13 protein-coding genes are annotated in these 16,252 nt (G+C 63.9%); 10 read left to right on the forward strand and 3 right to left on the reverse strand.

What is annotated here, in order from left to right; genetic code table 11:
* Nucleotide 1 precedes the first annotated feature (1 nt).
* Both O0881_RS20230 and O0881_RS20235 read left to right on the forward strand, forming a co-directional pair.
* Nucleotides 2-628 carry a glutathione S-transferase family protein gene (locus O0881_RS20230; RefSeq protein ID WP_289912679.1) on the forward strand — a complete coding sequence of 209 codons (627 nt, stop codon included), beginning with the start codon at nucleotides 2-4 and terminating at the stop codon, nucleotides 626-628.
* Nucleotides 629-824: 196 nt separating this feature from the next.
* Complete coding sequence (locus tag O0881_RS20235; protein ID WP_289912680.1) at nucleotides 825-989, forward strand: hypothetical protein; 165 nt, start codon at nucleotides 825-827, stop codon at nucleotides 987-989.
* On the opposite strand, the gene O0881_RS20240 is transcribed toward O0881_RS20235, so the two are convergent.
* The 3 genes from O0881_RS20240 to O0881_RS20250 form a co-directional block, all read right to left on the reverse strand.
* Complete coding sequence (locus O0881_RS20240) at nucleotides 986-1,834, reverse strand: HDOD domain-containing protein (protein WP_046684532.1); 849 nt, start codon at nucleotides 1,832-1,834, stop codon at nucleotides 986-988. The genes O0881_RS20235 and O0881_RS20240 overlap by 4 nt on opposite strands.
* A gap of 200 nt (nucleotides 1,835-2,034) precedes the next feature.
* Entirely contained in the window at nucleotides 2,035-2,319 is a 285-nt protein-coding gene (locus tag O0881_RS20245; protein WP_070220679.1) for a hypothetical protein, read from the reverse strand.
* A gap of 45 nt (nucleotides 2,320-2,364) precedes the next feature.
* Nucleotides 2,365-2,799 carry a MarR family transcriptional regulator gene (locus O0881_RS20250; RefSeq protein ID WP_171985117.1) on the reverse strand — a complete coding sequence of 145 codons (435 nt, stop codon included), beginning with the start codon at nucleotides 2,797-2,799 and terminating at the stop codon, nucleotides 2,365-2,367.
* 131 nt (nucleotides 2,800-2,930) lie between these two features.
* On the opposite strand from O0881_RS20250, the gene O0881_RS20255 reads away from it, so the two are divergent.
* The 8 genes from O0881_RS20255 to O0881_RS20290 all read left to right on the forward strand — a co-directional run bounded on the left by O0881_RS20255 (nucleotide 2,931) and on the right by O0881_RS20290 (nucleotide 16,208).
* Nucleotides 2,931-3,875, forward strand: coding sequence for a helix-turn-helix domain-containing protein (locus O0881_RS20255; RefSeq protein ID WP_289912681.1), 945 nt, complete (start codon nucleotides 2,931-2,933; stop codon nucleotides 3,873-3,875).
* Nucleotides 3,876-4,016: 141 nt separating this feature from the next.
* Complete coding sequence (gene astC, locus O0881_RS20260) at nucleotides 4,017-5,258, forward strand: acetylornithine/succinylornithine family transaminase (RefSeq protein WP_099666216.1); 1,242 nt, start codon at nucleotides 4,017-4,019, stop codon at nucleotides 5,256-5,258.
* Nucleotides 5,259-5,365: 107 nt separating this feature from the next.
* A complete protein-coding gene (locus O0881_RS20265) occupies nucleotides 5,366-6,397 on the forward strand; it encodes an arginine N-succinyltransferase (RefSeq protein ID WP_289912683.1) in 1,032 nt (343 codons plus the stop codon).
* A gap of 13 nt (nucleotides 6,398-6,410) precedes the next feature.
* Complete coding sequence (gene astA / locus O0881_RS20270; protein WP_289912685.1) at nucleotides 6,411-7,463, forward strand: arginine N-succinyltransferase; 1,053 nt, start codon at nucleotides 6,411-6,413, stop codon at nucleotides 7,461-7,463.
* Nucleotides 7,456-8,946, forward strand: coding sequence for a succinylglutamate-semialdehyde dehydrogenase (astD, locus tag O0881_RS20275; RefSeq protein ID WP_289912687.1), 1,491 nt, complete (start codon nucleotides 7,456-7,458; stop codon nucleotides 8,944-8,946). The genes astA and astD overlap by 8 nt, the downstream gene beginning before the upstream one ends.
* A gap of 9 nt (nucleotides 8,947-8,955) precedes the next feature.
* A complete protein-coding gene (gene astB / locus O0881_RS20280) occupies nucleotides 8,956-10,296 on the forward strand; it encodes an N-succinylarginine dihydrolase (RefSeq protein WP_289912688.1) in 1,341 nt (446 codons plus the stop codon).
* Nucleotides 10,297-10,449: 153 nt separating this feature from the next.
* Nucleotides 10,450-15,177, forward strand: coding sequence for an NAD-glutamate dehydrogenase domain-containing protein (locus O0881_RS20285; RefSeq protein WP_289912690.1), 4,728 nt, complete (start codon nucleotides 10,450-10,452; stop codon nucleotides 15,175-15,177).
* Nucleotides 15,177-16,208, forward strand: coding sequence for a succinylglutamate desuccinylase (locus O0881_RS20290; protein WP_289912692.1), 1,032 nt, complete (start codon nucleotides 15,177-15,179; stop codon nucleotides 16,206-16,208). Before O0881_RS20285 ends, O0881_RS20290 begins: the two co-directional genes overlap by 1 nt.
* The last annotated feature ends 44 nt before the right edge of the window (nucleotides 16,209-16,252 follow it).

Below are 16,252 nucleotides of genomic sequence, written 5' to 3' on the forward strand. Positions count from 1 at the left end.
CATGCGCCTGTACCACCACCCCATGTCCTCGAATGCCCGCCGTGCCCTGATGACGGCGATCCACCTCGGCCTGCCGCTGGAACTGGCGGAAGTCGACCTGATGAATGCGGATGACCGCCGCCGCCTGTCCGAGCTGAACCCGAACGGCAAGGTCCCCGTGCTGGCCGATGGCGCTTTTCTGCTGTGGGAATCGTGCGCCATCATGCAATACCTGGCCGAGCAGGTACCGGGCCAGACGATTTATCCGCCCGCGCCGCAAGCCCGCGCCGACGTCAACCGGTGGCTGTTCTGGGCCGCGCAGCACTTCGCGCCCGCCATCAGCGTGCTGGCCTGGGAACGCGCCTGGAAGGGCATGACGGGCAATGGTCCGGCGGATCCGCTGGAGGAGGCGCGCGGCGAGCGCGATCTGCATGAGTGCGCCGTGGTGCTGGACGCGCATCTGGCGGGACGCGGCTGGCTCAGCGGAGAAGACGTCACCCTGGCCGATTTCGCCGTGGCCGCGCCGCTGATGTACAGCGAGGCCGTGCGGCTGCCGCTGGCGCAGTACCAGCATATCCAGGCGTGGTTTGCCCGCGTGCGGCAGCTGCGCGCCTGGCAGGAAACAGACGTGCAGCTATTGCCGGGATAATCTGCGCGCTAAGTGTGCCAGCGCACGGAGCTTGCGCGGCGCACAGCATAAGATAGGGCTGTCTCTTTCAGGACATCCCTAGCTTTGGACTTTACCCGCTTTCGAGCGGGTTTTTTTTGTCCGGTGTTTGAGGGTGGCTTGATAATTTGATACTTGCTGCACATATGGGGCCTCTCCCACTGCCAGCAGGTACGCCATGTTCATGCCACGCCATCCGAAACCCCTGTTGAGTACCAAGGCGGTCGCCACGCAAGTCGTCCAGCAAAAGCAGGGAACGCAGGCCATGGACAAGCATGTGCTGATCGTCGACACGGTCAAGCCGGCGGCACCGCCGCCAGCGGCCAGCAAGCCGGCAGGCTAGTGCACGAGCACCTTCAGCAGCGACTGCACTTCATCGTCCGATTCTTCCATGATGCTCGACAAGGTCGCATCGTCGCCGATCAGGCAATCGATGCTGCGCGCGGCGCGGGCGGCCCGTACGGCGATGGCGGCCGGGCTTTCGTTGAGGGGCGACGAGACGGGCGCCAGGTCATTCGCCAGCAGCAGGGTGTCGCCCAGCGATTCGGGCGGAATGGCGCGTAAGCCTTCCCACAGCGCATCGATGGCGCCCATCACGGCTTCCGGCACCTTCAGTTTGGTCAGGACGCCATGGCCGATGGCTTGTTCGCCATGTTCGACCCAGTCCTCCGGTTCGCCGTCGAGGATGCCGGGGAATTCGGCCGCGCGCGACAGCAGATAAAACCCGCCCACTTCATGCATGATGCCGGCAAACAGGGCCGTATCGGGGTCCACCTTGGTGACGCGGCGGGCCAGTACCTGCGACAGGGCCGCCACATGCGCCGTATGCTCCCACAACTGGTTGGCCTTCGCTTGCAGCACGGGATCGGTGATGGTGCTGCCCAGCTGGCGCACGATCAGCGATGCCACCACCGACTGCAGGGTACGCACGCCGAGCCGCTGCACGGCGTTGCGCACGCTGGTGATTTCATTGCCGGAACGGTTGAACGCCACGGAATTGGCGATGGCCACCGTACGCGCGGCCAGCAGCGGGTCAGCCTGCACCAGTTTGGCTGCGGCTTCGATATGGCAGTCGGGATCGGCCAGCGCCTCTTGCAGCTTGAGCGAAGCGTCCACATTGGCAGGAAAGGTCAGCTCGCCACGAGCGGCTTGTGCGGCGATGCTTTTAAAGGCGTCGAGTCTGTTCATTGAAAAAATTATACTCGCAATATTTCCGTGCGGAACTTTTTAACCATGATCTTTTCGCAAACAGCTTAGCAAAAGGCAAGCAACTGCCCCGTAAACGAAAAAAGGCATGCCCCTATATTGGTGGCATGCCTTTTTTAACGACAGCGATCGTCACAGCGCTGGACAGGACCATCGCGCAGCAGGTCCTGTCGAAAGCGCTGCTACAGAGCTTCGCTGAAGATGGCGTCACAGCCTTCAACCAGCTCGTCGCTGTCTTCCAGTTCATCCGTCAGGCCCAGGTCGAACAATTCCTCGACGGCGTTCATGAAGCTGTTGTGCTTGGTGGCGCCGATCAGGCGGTAGATTTCGCCGTCTTCGTTGCGCACGCCGATGATCAGTTTTTCCTGGCGCACCAGTTCCGGCGTGCTGGCGTTGAGCAGCAGGTTGCCGATGATGTGTTTATCGAAATGAGCGGGCTTTTTGCCTTCGAGCAGTGTGGTTTTCAACTTGGTTTCCTTTGTCTTGTTTGAATGTCTGTGCTTGGTGAATGGTCAGCCGTGGCCGTTGGCGATGGCGTGCTTCAAGCCCGCCAGGGTGGTTTCCAACCGCATGAAATCGTCTTCGGTATAGCCGTCGAACAGGTGCTGGCCCTGCTTTGTCAGCTTGGGGAACACGTCATGGAACACCTGTTCGCCCGCGCAGCTCAGGCGCACGTAATAGGAACGCTTGTCGCGTGGACAACGTTCGCGGATTACCAGCCCCTTTTGTTCCAGCCGGTCCACCACGCCCGTCAAGGTACCCTTGGTGATCAGGGTTTTCTGGCCCAGTTCCTTGTAGGACATGCCACAGGTGTTGCCGAGCGTGGCGATGATGTCGAATTGCGCATGCGTCAAGCCGTACTGGCGCACGAAGTCGCCAGAAAACCGCTCGAAGCCTTGCATGCATTCGGCCAGCAGCCGGATACTTTTTAAATATCGTTCACCCATGGGGGGATTATATCCTTCCGCCCCGCTTTTTTCCGCAGCGCCAGGATGTGCCCTTGCATGAGGGGCTCGATGGGGCGGAAGTCCGGTATCATGTGGGCAACTCAGCCCTTGCCCCCTGGCCCGCCTCGCCGATGTCCTTCGCTAATCTTTCCCGTATCGGCCTCGACAAACCGCTGCGTTTGCTGCTGGTGCATGCCGGCGATGCCGAATCGATTACCTGGGCAGGCCTGGTGCAGCCGCTGCGCCTGTGCGCGCGGGCGGTGGGACCGGAGGCCCTGCAGCTGGACGTGCGCACGCCGGAACAGGTGGCCGCGCAGGGCGGCAACTGGCATATCGCATTGCTGGTGGCCGATGAAACGGAAGCGCCGCTGCGCGCCGAGCTGTGCCGGGCCGTGATCGAGCGCTGCCGCTCGGCGCCATTCTGGGGCGGCGTGGGTGCTGCCGTGCTGTGGCTGGCCGACGCGGGCGTCATGGATGGCGTGCGCATCGCCTTGCCGTGGGCCTTGTACGCCGATGCGGAAGCGAAGGCCGAACGGGCCATCTTGACGCCGCATTTGTTCGATATCGACGGTCCGCACGTCACCTGCTGCGGCGGCGCGGCCAGCATCGATTTTTCGCTGACCCTGATCGAGACCATCTTTGGCGCCGACGTGCAGGCGCTCGTCAAGGAAGCGTTGTGCGTGGACAAGGTTCGCGGCAAGGAAGAGCGCCAGCGCGTGGCCCTGCAGGCGCGTTTCGGCGTGCTGCAGCCGAAATTGTCCGAAGCGGTGACCTTGATGGAAGCCAATATCGAAGAACCGCTGTCGACCGACGACATCGCCAGCCTGGTGGGCCTGTCGCGGCGCCAGCTCGAGCGGCTGTTCAAGCAATACCTGGGCAGCTTGCCGTCGCGCTACTATCTGGAGCTGCGCCTGCAGCGCTCGCGGCAATTATTGCTTGATACACATTATTCCATCGTGCAAGTTGGCCTGATGTGCGGCTTTTCCTCCGGTTCCCACTTTTCCACGGCGTTTGGCACTTTATTTGGCAACACCCCCCGTGAAGAGCGGCAGCGCAAGCTGATGCCGCCGGCCTAGCCCCGCGTCAAGGTAGCTGTGATGAATTGTGAAAATCCTTGTCGCAGATTCAAAAGAGTTTTAGCATCCCGCTTTTTATAATGCAGTACACACGTAGCTGTCGTAGCTGCGGAGTACCTAACATATTGATGGGGAAATGCTATGAATGCCAAGCTTGATTCGACCGTAACGGCTCGTCCAGTCACCCGGGAAACCTTTGACCAGGTCCTCGTTCCTACCTACGCCCCTGCTGCCATGGTGCCCGTGCGCGGTTCCGGACTGGATCTGTGGGACCAGTCAGGCAAGCATTACCTCGATTTCACCTCCGGCATCGCCGTCAACAGCCTGGGTCATTGCCATCCGGCCCTGGTCGACGTGTTGACCAAGCAAATCAATAATTTGTGGCATTTGGGCAACGGCTATACCAACGAGCCTGTCCTGCGCCTGGCGCTGGCCTTGACGGAAGCGACCTTCGCCGACCGCGCCTTCTTCTGCAACTCCGGCGCGGAAGCCAACGAAGCGGCCCTGAAACTGGCGCGCAAGTATGCGCACACCAAGTTTGGCGCGCACAAGTCGCGCATCATCTCGTGCTTCAGCTCCTTCCACGGCCGCACCCTGTTTACGGTCTCCGTCGGCGGCCAGGCCAAGTACACGGAAGGCTTCGAGCCGCTGCCGCCGTCGATCGACCACATCGCCTACAACGACATCGAAGCGGCGCGCGCCGCCATCGGCGATGACGTGTGCGCCGTGATCGTCGAGCCGGTACAAGGCGAAGGCGGCGTGGTGCCAGGCAATCCGGAATTCCTCAAGGAGCTGCGCGCTCTGTGCGACAAGACGGGCGCCCTGCTGATTTTCGACGAAGTCCAGAGCGGCATGGGCCGCACTGGCGCGTTGTTCGCCTATATGGGCTACGGCGTCACGCCGGACATCCTGACGGCCGCCAAGGCGCTGGGCAACGGCTACCCGATCGGCGCCATGCTGACCACGAATGAACTGGCGCAAACCCTGGCCGTCGGCACCCACGGCACCACCTACGGCGGCAACCCGCTGGCCGCCACCGTGGCCCTGACCGTGCTGGAAACGATCAACACGCCGGCGTTCCTGGCCCGCGTGAAAGAAGCGAGCGTCAACACCATCGCCATGCTGCAAGGCTTGATCACGGATTACCCGCAAGTGTTCTCCGTCGTGCGCGGCAGCGGTTTGCTGCTGGGTCTGGTCGTCACCGATGCCTTCAAGGGCCGCGCGAAAGACATCCAGAAAGCGGCCGAGGCGCAAGGCTTGATGGTGCTGATCGCCGGCATGGACGTGGTGCGCCTGGCGCCGGCCCTGATCGTCTCGGACGAACAGATCGCCGAAGCGGGCCGTCTGCTGCGCGTCGCCATCGACGGCATGCTGAAAGCCTGAGGCTAGCCTCGCTCCCTGTTTGATCACCGGCCCGCCGCTTTGCTGCGGGCCGGCTTGGTTCTACCCGGGTTTTCAGCCCATGTATCGTCAGCATTGAAGGAGTACCCATGTATGTTGTCCGTCCGGTAGAAATTGCGGATATTGCAGCCCTCGAAGCGCTGGCCGCGGTAACCATGCCGGGTGTCCATACCCTGCCGAAGACGCGCGAAAAAATCGCCGCCTCCGTCGAGCGCTCCATCGCCTCGTTTGCCGCCCATGTCGACATCCCCAGCGAAGAATCGTATCTCTTCGTGCTTGAATCCCTGCTCGACAAGAGCATCGCCGGCACGGCCGCCATCTTCGCCTCGGCCGGCTCGAACGGCACCTATTTTTCCTTTCGCAACGACGTCATCCAGCAAGTTTCGCGCGACCTGAACATCAGCCACAGCGTGCATGCGCTGACCCTGTGCTCGGAGCTGACGGCGTATTCGCAGCTGTCCGGTTTCTACGTGCGCAACATGGAGCAGGCGGGCCTGGAAGCGGCCTTGCTGTCGCGCGCGCGGCTGTTGTTTGCCGTGCTGGCGCCGCACCGTTTCGGCGACCGCTTCTTCGTGCCGCTGGCCGGCATCACGGACGCCGACGGCCAGTCGCCGTTCTGGGATGCGCTGGGTCGCAAATTCTTCCAGATGGATTTCCTCGATGCCGAAAAAGTCATCGGCGGTGCCCGCAACCGCACCCTGATCGTCGAACTGATGCCGCATTACCCCGTGTACGTGCCGCTGCTGCCGGGCGATGCGCAGGCGGCCATGGGCCAGATCCACCCGAGCGGCGAACTGGCTTTCAATCTGCTGACGGAAGAAGGCTTTGAAGCCGACGATTACATCGACATCTTCGATGGCGGCCCGATCCTGCAGGCGCACAAGCATGCGCTGCGCTCGTTTACGGGCTCGCTTACGCGCCGCGTCGTCGCAGGCGTCACGCCCAGCCGCACGGGCCTGAAAGTGCATTACGCGGTCGCTTCGGGCGCGGAACGCAACTTCCGCGCCGTCACCTTTACCTGCGATGCGCTCGAAGCGCAGGACACCGTCGGCTTGCCGCCAGAGCTGCTCGAGGCGCTGGCCGTGGCCGAAGGCGACAGCGTCATTTGCGTGCGCATTTAACCGAGAGAACATTATGCTAGTAGTACGCGCCATCAACGCTTCTGACCTGGACGCCCTGTACGGCTTGGCCAGCCAGGTCGGCACCGGCATGACCACCCTCAAGCCGGACATGAAAATGCTGGGCGACCGCCTGGCCATCGCCTGCGCCTCGTTCGCCGAAACCATCCCGCCCGAAAAGCGCGACTACATGTTTGTCATGGAGGATACGGATACAGGCCGCCTGGCCGGCGTGTGCGCCATCAAGGGCGCTGTGGGCCTGGAAGAACCGTTCTATAACTACCGCATCGGCACCCTGGTCCATTCCAGCCGCGAACTCGACGTGTTTACGCGCATGGAAACCTTGTACCTGTCGAACGACCTGACAGGCAGCACGGAACTGTGCTCGCTGTTTTTGCATCCCGATTACCGCAGCGGCAACAACGGCAAGCTGCTGTCGAAAAGCCGCTTCCTCTTCATCGCCCAGTTCCCCCACCTGTTCACGGAAAAGCTGATCGCGGAGATGCGCGGCTACCAGGCGCCGGACGGCAGCTCGCCATTCTACGAGGGCCTGGGGCGCCACTTCTTCAAGATGGATTTCCACCACGTCGACGACTTGACGAGCCTCGGTAAAAAATCCTTCATCGCCGAGTTGATGCCCCGCCAGCCCATGTACGTGGCCTACCTGCCCGACGAGGCGCAGGAAGTCATCGGCAAGGTGCATCTGAGCACGGCGCCCGCGCGCCGCCTGCTGGAGCAGGAAGGCTTGCACTTCGAGGGCTATGTTGACATTTTCGACGCCGGTCCCGTGCTGCAGGCGCGCGTGTCCGAGTTGCGCGCCATGCGCGACAGCATGCCGGCCGTGCTTGACGCCGACGCTACGCCTGAAGTGAGCGGTGACGCCGTCCAGGCCGAGCCTTACCTGGTGTCGAACACCGACCTGAAAGATTTCCGCATGATCGTCACCAGCGCCAATCCGCACAGCGGCAAGATCGCGCTGGACGACGATGAACTGCATTTGCTGCGCTGCCATCACGGCGACACCGTGCGCACCTTGTCACTCAACCCGAGGAAGCATCCCCATGTCTAACGTATTTAATTCGTCTACCGCAGCATCGAACTTCATCAACGGCGCCTGGCTGCCAGGCACGGGCCGCGAACTGCTCACCATCGACCCGTCGAACGGCAAGCAGACCTGGGCCAGCCTGGAAGCGACGGAAAGCGAAGTGGAGCAGGCTTGCCAGTCCGCCCGCGCCGCCTTTGAAGCATGGGCCGATACGCCCGTCGAGGAACGTATCGCCATCTGCGTGCGCTTTCGCGAACTGCTCAAAGTTCATGCGGAAGCGCTGGCGCTGCTGATCTCGGAAGAAGTGGGCAAACCGCTGTGGGAATCGCGCACGGAAGTGGCCACCATGGCCAACAAGATCGATATCTCGGTGCAGTCGTACAACGCGCGCACGGGCATCACGCAAAGCAAGATCGCCGACGGCGACGCCGTGCTGCGCCACCGTCCGCATGGCGTCTTCGGCGTCTTCGGCCCGTACAATTTTCCCGGCCACCTGCCGAACGGGCATATCGTGCCGGCCCTGATCGCCGGTAACACCATCGTCTTCAAGCCCAGCGAATATGCGCCGCGCACGGCCGTCAAAACCGTGCAACTGTGGCAGCAGGCGGGCTTGCCGGATGGCGTCGTCAACCTCGTCAACGGCGGGCGCGACACGGGCGTCGCGCTGGGTGCCAATGCGCACCTTGACGGTGTGCTGTTTACGGGTTCCTGCCAGACGGGCATCAGCCTTCACCGCCAGTTCGGCGGCCAGCCGGGCAAGATGCTGGCGCTGGAAATGGGCGGCAACAACGCCCTCGTCGTGTGGGACGTGAAGGACGTGGACGCGGCCGTGCACCACGCGATTTTCTCCGCCTTTGTCTCCGCTGGCCAGCGCTGCACGTGCGCGCGCCGCCTGGTGGTGCAGGACAACGCCGCCGGTGCTGCGTTTGTCGAGCGCCTGGTGGAAGTGGCCGCGAAACTGGGCATCGGCGCTTCCGACGCGCAGCCGCAGCCATTCATGGGCCCAGTGGTGTCGAGTGCCGTGGCCGCGCGTCTGGTGCAGGCGCAGGCGGACATGGTCGCCAAGGGCGGCACCACCTTGCTGCAGATGCGCCAGCTCAACCCGCAGGCGGGTTTTGTGACGGCAGGTATCGTCGATGTTACCGACGCTGTCGGTATCCCCGACGAAGAATGGTTCGGCCCCCTGCTTCAGGTGATCCGCGTGGCCGATTTCGATGCGGCCCTGAAGGTCGCCAGCGCCACCGAATTCGGTCTGGCCGCGGCGCTCTTGTCCGATGATCCGGCCCTGTGGCAAACGTTCCAGACACGCGCGCGCGCCGGCATCATCAACTGGAACCGTCCGACGACGGGCGCGGCCAGCACGGCGCCGTTCGGCGGCATCGGCAAGTCGGGCAACCACCGTCCGAGCGCGTATTACGCGGCCGATTACTGCGCCTACCCGGTCGCTTCGATCGAGAACAGTGCGCTGGAAATGCCAGCCAAGCTGTCGCCCGGCCTGAATTTTTAAGGAAATCCCATGCACAGCACGCGCGAATACAACTTTGACGGCCTGGTCGGGCCATCGCATAACTATGCTGGACTATCGTTCGGCAACGTGGCCTCGTTCAGCAATGTGAAAAGCGCTTCGAATCCGAGGCAGGCCGCCTTGCAGGGCCTGGCCAAGATGCGCGCCCTGGCCGCGCGCGGCTTTGCGCAAGCCTTGCTGCCGCCGCAGGACCGGCCGAATTTCCGCCTGCTGCGCTCCATCGGTTTCACGGGCACGGATGCCGAAGTGCTGGCGCGCGCCTACAAGGAGTCGCCCGTCATCCTGGCCTGCGCGTATTCCGCCTCGCCCATGTGGACGGCGAATGCCGCCACGGTCAGCCCGTCGGCCGACACGCAGGATGGCCGCGTGCATTTCACGGCCGCCAACCTGAATAACAAGCTGCACCGCGCCTTCGAGCACGCGCAGTCGGCGCGCAGCCTGCGCGCCATTTTCAGCGACGACAAGCACTTCGCCGTGCACGAGGCGCTGCCTTCGACGCCAGCCTTTGGCGACGAGGGTGCGGCCAACCACACGCGCCTGGGCGCAAGCCACGGCGCGCCATCGGTTGAACTGTTCGTGTATGGTCGCGTGGAGTTCGACCCTTCCGCGCCATCGCCGAAGCGCTATCCGGCGCGCCAGACCCTGGAAGCGTCGCAAGCCGTGGCGCGCTTGCATGGCCTGGATGCGAAGCGCACCGTGTACGTGCAGCAGAATCCTGACGTGATCGACCAGGGCGTGTTCCATAACGACGTCATCGCCGTCGGCAATGGCAATGTGCTGTTCTATCACGAGCAGGCGTTTGCCGATGAAGAGGCAAGCCTGTCGCAGCTGCACCGCGCCGTCGCCGCCACGGGGGCCGATTTGCAGGCGCTGCGCGTGGACACGGGCCAGGTGCCGATCGCGGACGCCGTCAGCAGCTATTTATTCAACAGCCAGCTATTGACGAAAGAGGGCGGCAAGATGGCGCTGGTAATACCGCAGGAGTGCCAGGAAAACCGCGCCGTGTCGCGCTACCTGGATGGCCTGGTGGCCAGCGGTGGTCCCATCGATGAACTGATACATTTCGATCTGCGCCAGAGCATGCGCAACGGCGGTGGGCCTGCGTGCCTGCGTTTGCGCGTGGCCCTGACGGAAACCGAAGCGCGCGCCATGCACCAGGGCGTGATCATGACGGAAACGCTGTACCATCGGCTGGTGCAGTGGGTGGAAAAACACTACCGCGACCATCTGGAGCCGGGCGACCTGGCCGATCCGCAACTGGCGCTGGAAGTGCATGCGGCGCTTGAAGAATTGACGATCATCCTCAACTTACCGGGATTGTACGACTTGTAGGCGATAGACAATACACAGAAAAAATCCGAGACAGACTATCCGTAGCACAGACAGAATTGGACGGGCGACCCCCGTCTCTTGACACCGCTGCCGCCCAGCCACAAGCCCGAACGACAGCGTTGGACATTCACATTACCGTAATGGAGATGCAAGATGAATCACACGCCACAAGATTTGCGTACACAAACGCTGGAGTTGATTAACGCGGCTGGCAAGGCAGGCAAGGCGGCAGCGCCTGTCGTGCAACTGGTGCAGGCATGGCTCGATTCGCTCGACGCCGAAGACCTGGCCGACATCGCGCCCGACAGCCTGGCGCCCGTGCTGGTCGACGGCTTCACGCAAGCGGCCAAGCGTACCGGCAACGGCTGCCAGATCGCCACCCTGCGCTATGCGGATGGCCGTGGCGGCATGGCGAGCGCCTTGCTGATCCTGAACGAAGACATGCCCTATCTGGTCGACTCCATCGTCATGGCCATGCGCCGCCAGCACCTGGCCGTGCGCGGCGTGATGAACACCGTGCTGCCCGTGCGCCGCGCCGCCGACGGCAGCGTCGAAGCGGTGCGCCAGTCGGGCGACCCGCTCGAATCGTATGTGCTGGTGCTGCTCGACGAAGAGCTGGCGCCGGAAGCCCTGGCTGCGCTGGTCGCCGCCCTGGAGACGGTCGCGCGTGACGCCGCGGTGGTGCGCCGCGATAGCGCCGCCATGAGCGAGCGCCTGGCCGCCGTCGCCACGACTGCCGCCCAGCATGGCGAAGAAGGCGCGGAAGTGGCCGCCTTCCTGGAATGGGCACGCAGCGGCGGCTTTGAAGTGTTCGGCTACGCCTACTACCGCGTCAAGCCGGGCGTGCGCGAACTCGAACGCGACATCCCGAGCCGCGTCGGCGTGCTGCAGGATACGGCGCACCCCGTCTACGGCACCTGCCTGGCGAACATCCCGGGCGACTTCGACACCCTGGCCAAGCGCGACTCGGCGCTGTCCATCGTCAAGGCTGACGTGGCAGGCACTTTGCATCGCGACCAGCAGCTGGACTTCATCGGCGTGCGCGACATGGATGCGCAAGGCGCGATCCTGGGCGAGCATTGCTTCGTCGGCCTGTTCACCCGCGCCGGCAATTCCACTCCGCTGGCGGCACTGCCGTTTGCGCGCGGCCGCGTGGCCAAGGTATTGAGCCTGGCAGGCGTGCGCCAGCAAGGCTTCCGTGCCGAGAAGTTCCGCGAAATCCTCGAATCCCTGCCGCGCACGGAAGCGCTGGAAGCGGACCTCGACTGGCTGGCGCAAGTGTGCGGCGCCGTCGTCTCGCTGTACAAGCAGCCGCGTACCAAGGTCTTCGCGCGCCGCGACGTCTATGCGCGCCACCTGAACGTGCTGGTCTACCTGCCGCGCGAGCGCTACAGCGCCAGCGTGGCATCGAGCCTCGCAAAAGCCCTGCAAGCCAGTTCCGGCGCCACGCATGTGAGCACGCAGACCCTGGTGGCCGACGGCCCCCTGGCGCGCGTCTACCTGATCGCCCACGCCGCCCGCTACCCGCTGGACCTGGAAACGGATATCGAACAGCCGTTGCTGGGCGTGCTCGATGGCTGGCATAACGGTTTTGCGGCCGTGGCCGACGCTGTGCCCGACGTGGCACTGCGTACCAGCCTGCGTAAACTGTGCGCTACTTTGCCGCTCGATTACGTGGCCGCCACCGCGCCGGCCGTCGCCTTCCGCGACCTCGACACCATCCTGCGCAATACCGATCCGGCGCACGTGGCCGTGCGCATCGAGACGGGCGCCGTTACCACCATCCGTTTGTACTCGGCCAACAAGGTGCCGCCGCTGTCGACCATCCTGCCGGCCCTGCACAACGCAGGCGTGGCCATCGACCGCGAACAGGCGTACTCGGTTTCGCTGTCCGACGGCACGCGCTATTTCGTCACCAGCCTGACGGTCGATGCCGCCAGCGCGGCGAAACTGGCGCAGCCATCGGTCGTCGCCGTGGCGCAGGAATTGTTTGCAGCCCTGTTCAACGACACGGCCGAAGATGGCCGCCTGAATGGCCTGGTCATCGAAGGCGGCTTGTCGACGCGTGAAGTGCAGCTGGTGCGCGCCTACACCAGCTACTGGCGCCAGACGGGCAGCCGCTTCTCGGTGCGCTACATTGCCGAAAGCCTGCGCAAGCAGCCGGCCCAGGTCAAAGCCCTGGTCGACGCTTTCCTGCAGCGCTTCGATCCGGCGCTGTCCGACGCGCAGCACGCGCTAGCCCTGGAGGCCATCGCTACCATCAAGGCCGGCCTGCCTTCCGTGAACCATGCGGACACCGAGGAAATCCTCGGCGCGCTGGCCGACTTGATCAGCGCCACGCTACGCACCAGCTACTTCCAGAACAATCAAGCCGGCGACAAGATCATCTTCAAGTTCGACACCAGCAGCCTGGCGCTGGTGCCGGAACCGCGTCCTTACCGCGAGATTTTTGTCTTCTCGCGCCGCTTCGAAGGCGTGCATCTGCGCGGCGGCCCTGTCGCCCGTGGCGGCTTGCGCTGGTCCGACCGCATGGAAGACTACCGCACGGAAGTGTTGGGCCTGGTCAAGGCGCAGATGGTGAAGAATGCCGTCATCGTGCCGGCCGGCGCGAAGGGCGGTTTTGTCTGCAAGATGATGCCGAAGGACGCCGTGCGCGAAACCATCGCGGCCGAAGGCGAAGCCGTCTACCGCCTGTTCATTTCCAGCCTGCTGGAAGTGACGGACAACCGCTCGCTTGGCAATATCGTGCCGCCGGTCGACACCGTGTGCTTCGATGAAGCCGATCCTTACCTGGTGGTGGCCGCCGACAAGGGCACGGCCACGTTCTCGGACATCGCCAACGGCATCGCCGTGCAGCGCGGTTTCTGGCTTGGCGACGCGTTCGCCTCGGGCGGCTCGAACGGCTACGACCACAAGAAACTGGGCATCACGGCCAAGGGCGCATTCGAAGCCGTGAAGCGCCACTTCTATGAAATGGACCACGACCTCAATACCACCCCGATCACCATGGTCGGCGTGGGCGACATGTCGGGCGACGTGTTCGGCAATGGCGTGCTGCTGTCGCGCCAGCTGAAACTGGTGGCCGCGTTCGACCACCGTCACATCTTCCTCGACCCGACACCGGACGTCGCAGTCTCGTTCGACGAACGCGCGCGCCTGTTCGCCTTGCCGCGTTCCTCGTGGGATGACTACAACAAGGACTTGATCTCGACAGGCGGCGGCGTGTATCCGCGCTCCGCCCGCACGATCGAACTGTCGCCGCAAATCCGCGCCGCACTCGATATCGCCGAAACCTCGCTGCCGCCGGAAGAACTGATGCACCGCATCCTGAAGTCGCCCGTGGACCTGTTCTACAACGGCGGCATCGGTACCTATATCAAGGCTTCCACCGAGACGCACGCACAGGTGAAGGACCGCGCGAATGACCATATCCGCGTCAGCGGCAATGAGCTGCGCGTGAAAGTCGTGGCCGAAGGCGGCAACCTGGGTGCGACCCAGGCCGGCCGTATCGAGTTTGCACTGACGGGCGGGCGCATCTTCACCGATGCGATCGACAATTCGGCCGGCGTGGATTGCTCGGACCATGAAGTCAACGTGAAAATCTGGCTGGATGTGGAAGTCAATGCGGGCAAGCTGACGGAAGCCGACCGCAATCGCGAGCTGTATGCGATGACGGACGACGTCGAGCGCCTGGTCTTGCGCGACAACACGCAGCAGACGCATTTGCTGGTGCGCGAATTGCAGGCGCAAAGCGAAAGCGCCGTGCAGGATGGCTATGCCGCACTGATCGCCAGCCTGGAAGAAGAGGGCGCCCTGTCGCGCGAACTGGAGCAACTGCCGTCGGTGGCCGAACTGGCGCGCCGCAAGGCCGACGGCCGTGGCTTGACCACGCCGGAACTGGCCGTGGTGATCGCCAACGTGAAGAACCGCTTCAAGCGCATCCTCTCAAGCCTGCCGTTGACCGGTGAAACCTGGGCCGAGCCAGTCCTGAAACCGTACTTCCCATCCTTGCTGGTGGAAACGCGTTCGGCGCTCGACCACCCGCTGGCCAACGCCATCCTGGCGACCGTGCTGGCCAATGAAGTGATCAACCGCTGCGGTCCGCTGATGATCCGCAACCTGGCGGCGGAACACGGCGTGGACGAATCGACCGTGATCCTGGCCTGGGGCCAGGCATGGGTGGCGCTGAACCTGGCGCCCGTGTTCGACGCGCTCGATGCGGACGCGCTGACGATCCCACGCGACGTGTCGATCAAGGTCGATGCGCAAACGCGCGTGCTGCAGCAGACGATGATCGCCGGCGTGCTGTCGGTGCCTGCCGAACAGTTGCGCGGCGCCGGCCTGGCCGAACTCACGCGCCTGTTTGGCGCGGAATCGAAGCGCGACCTGCTGAAAGCCGTCGGCATCAAGTCGGAAGCCGCACTGGTGCCGGGCTTGACGCCAGCCTTCGTGCAGGCGTGGGATGCGGTCGATGCGCTGGAAGTCGTCGCCGGCTTCCTGTTCCCGGCCCTGTCCGTGCCGCGTCCTGCCTCGATGGACCTGGCGGCCTTCCTGCAAGTGGGCCTGGCCCTGCGCAGCCAGGCGGGTATCGGCACGCTGGAGCGTGGCTTGAAGCTGGCCGCGCAAGGCAAGTCGCAGGAGCAGTTGCGCAACTACGCGCAGCAAGCGCTGCGCCGCACGCAACAGCGTCTGCTGACGCAGGTGCTGGCGCGCGCAGAGCAAGGCAATGCAGGCCAGGCTGTCGATGCCGTGACGGGCGCGCTGGGCCTGTCGGCCTATGTGGCTGCGACGGAACTGGAGCAAGCCATGCTGGACGTGTGGACCTTGTCGGAAGCCGTGAATAAAATCACGGCGAAACCCACAGCGGAAGCGGCGGTGTAATGACGCAAGCAGTAACGCAGGTAGTAACCCAGGTAGTAGCGGGCGCTGGCGGCTTGCCGCCAGCCGTGCAGGCGCTGGCGCAGGCCGATTTCAGCGGCGTGGCGCAGCTGTTCGCCAACGCCGGTTTCACGGTGGCCTTGCCAGCGCCCGGCATGCTGCAAGTCGTCAAGCCGCAGGCCGATGCGGGGCGCGCCAGCGTGGCCGTCTCGGTGGGCGTGCATGGCGACGAAACGGGACCGATCGAAGTGCTGGCGCATTTGCTCGACGCCTTGTCGCGCGATGCGTCGGCGCTGGCCGTCGACCTGCTCGTTTGCGTGGGCAATGTCGATGCGATCCGGGCCGGCAAGCGTTTCATCGACGCCGACCTGAATCGCATGTTCCGCCCCGTGCGGGGAAGCCTGGCGCAAGCGGCGGAAAGCGCGCGCGCCGATGAAATGATCGCTGCGACAGCAGCGTTCTTTGACGAGGCGGGCCCCGTGCGCTGGCATTTGGATTTGCACACGGCCATCCGGCCTTCCGTGTACCCCACGTTTGCCATCGTGCCCGACCTGGTGGCCGACGACGCCAAGGCACAGCTGATCGACTGGCTGGGCCAGGCGGCCATCGGCGCCATCATCATGAACCCGCAATCGGCCGGCACCTACAGTTATTACTCGGCCGAGCATTTCGGCGCGGCCGCCAGCACGGTGGAACTGGGCCGCGTGGGTACCCTGGGGCAGAACGATTTGTCCCTGTTCGACGACGTGTCGCGGGCGCTGGACGGCTTGCTGCGCGGCTTGCCTGCGCAGCCCGTCAAGGCGCAACCGCACGTGTTCAAGGTGGCGCAGGAAATCATCAAGCACAGCGATGAATTCCGCATGGCGTTTGATCGCAGCACGCAGAATTTCACGTCCCTGCCGCAGCACGCCGTGATCGCCAGCGATGGCGACCATGTCTACACGGTGCAGCATGCGGAAGAGCTGGTGGTGTTTCCGAACCCGGACGTGCGCGTGGGCTTGCGCGCGGGCTTGATGGTGGTGCGTACCTCCTGATCGTCCCGCCATCACGCAGCATCAGGCGCCAGCCGGGGAAACCC

It is taken from the genome of Janthinobacterium sp. SUN100, from assembly GCF_030397705.1.
Lineage (GTDB): Bacteria > Pseudomonadota > Gammaproteobacteria > Burkholderiales > Burkholderiaceae_D > Janthinobacterium > Janthinobacterium kumbetense.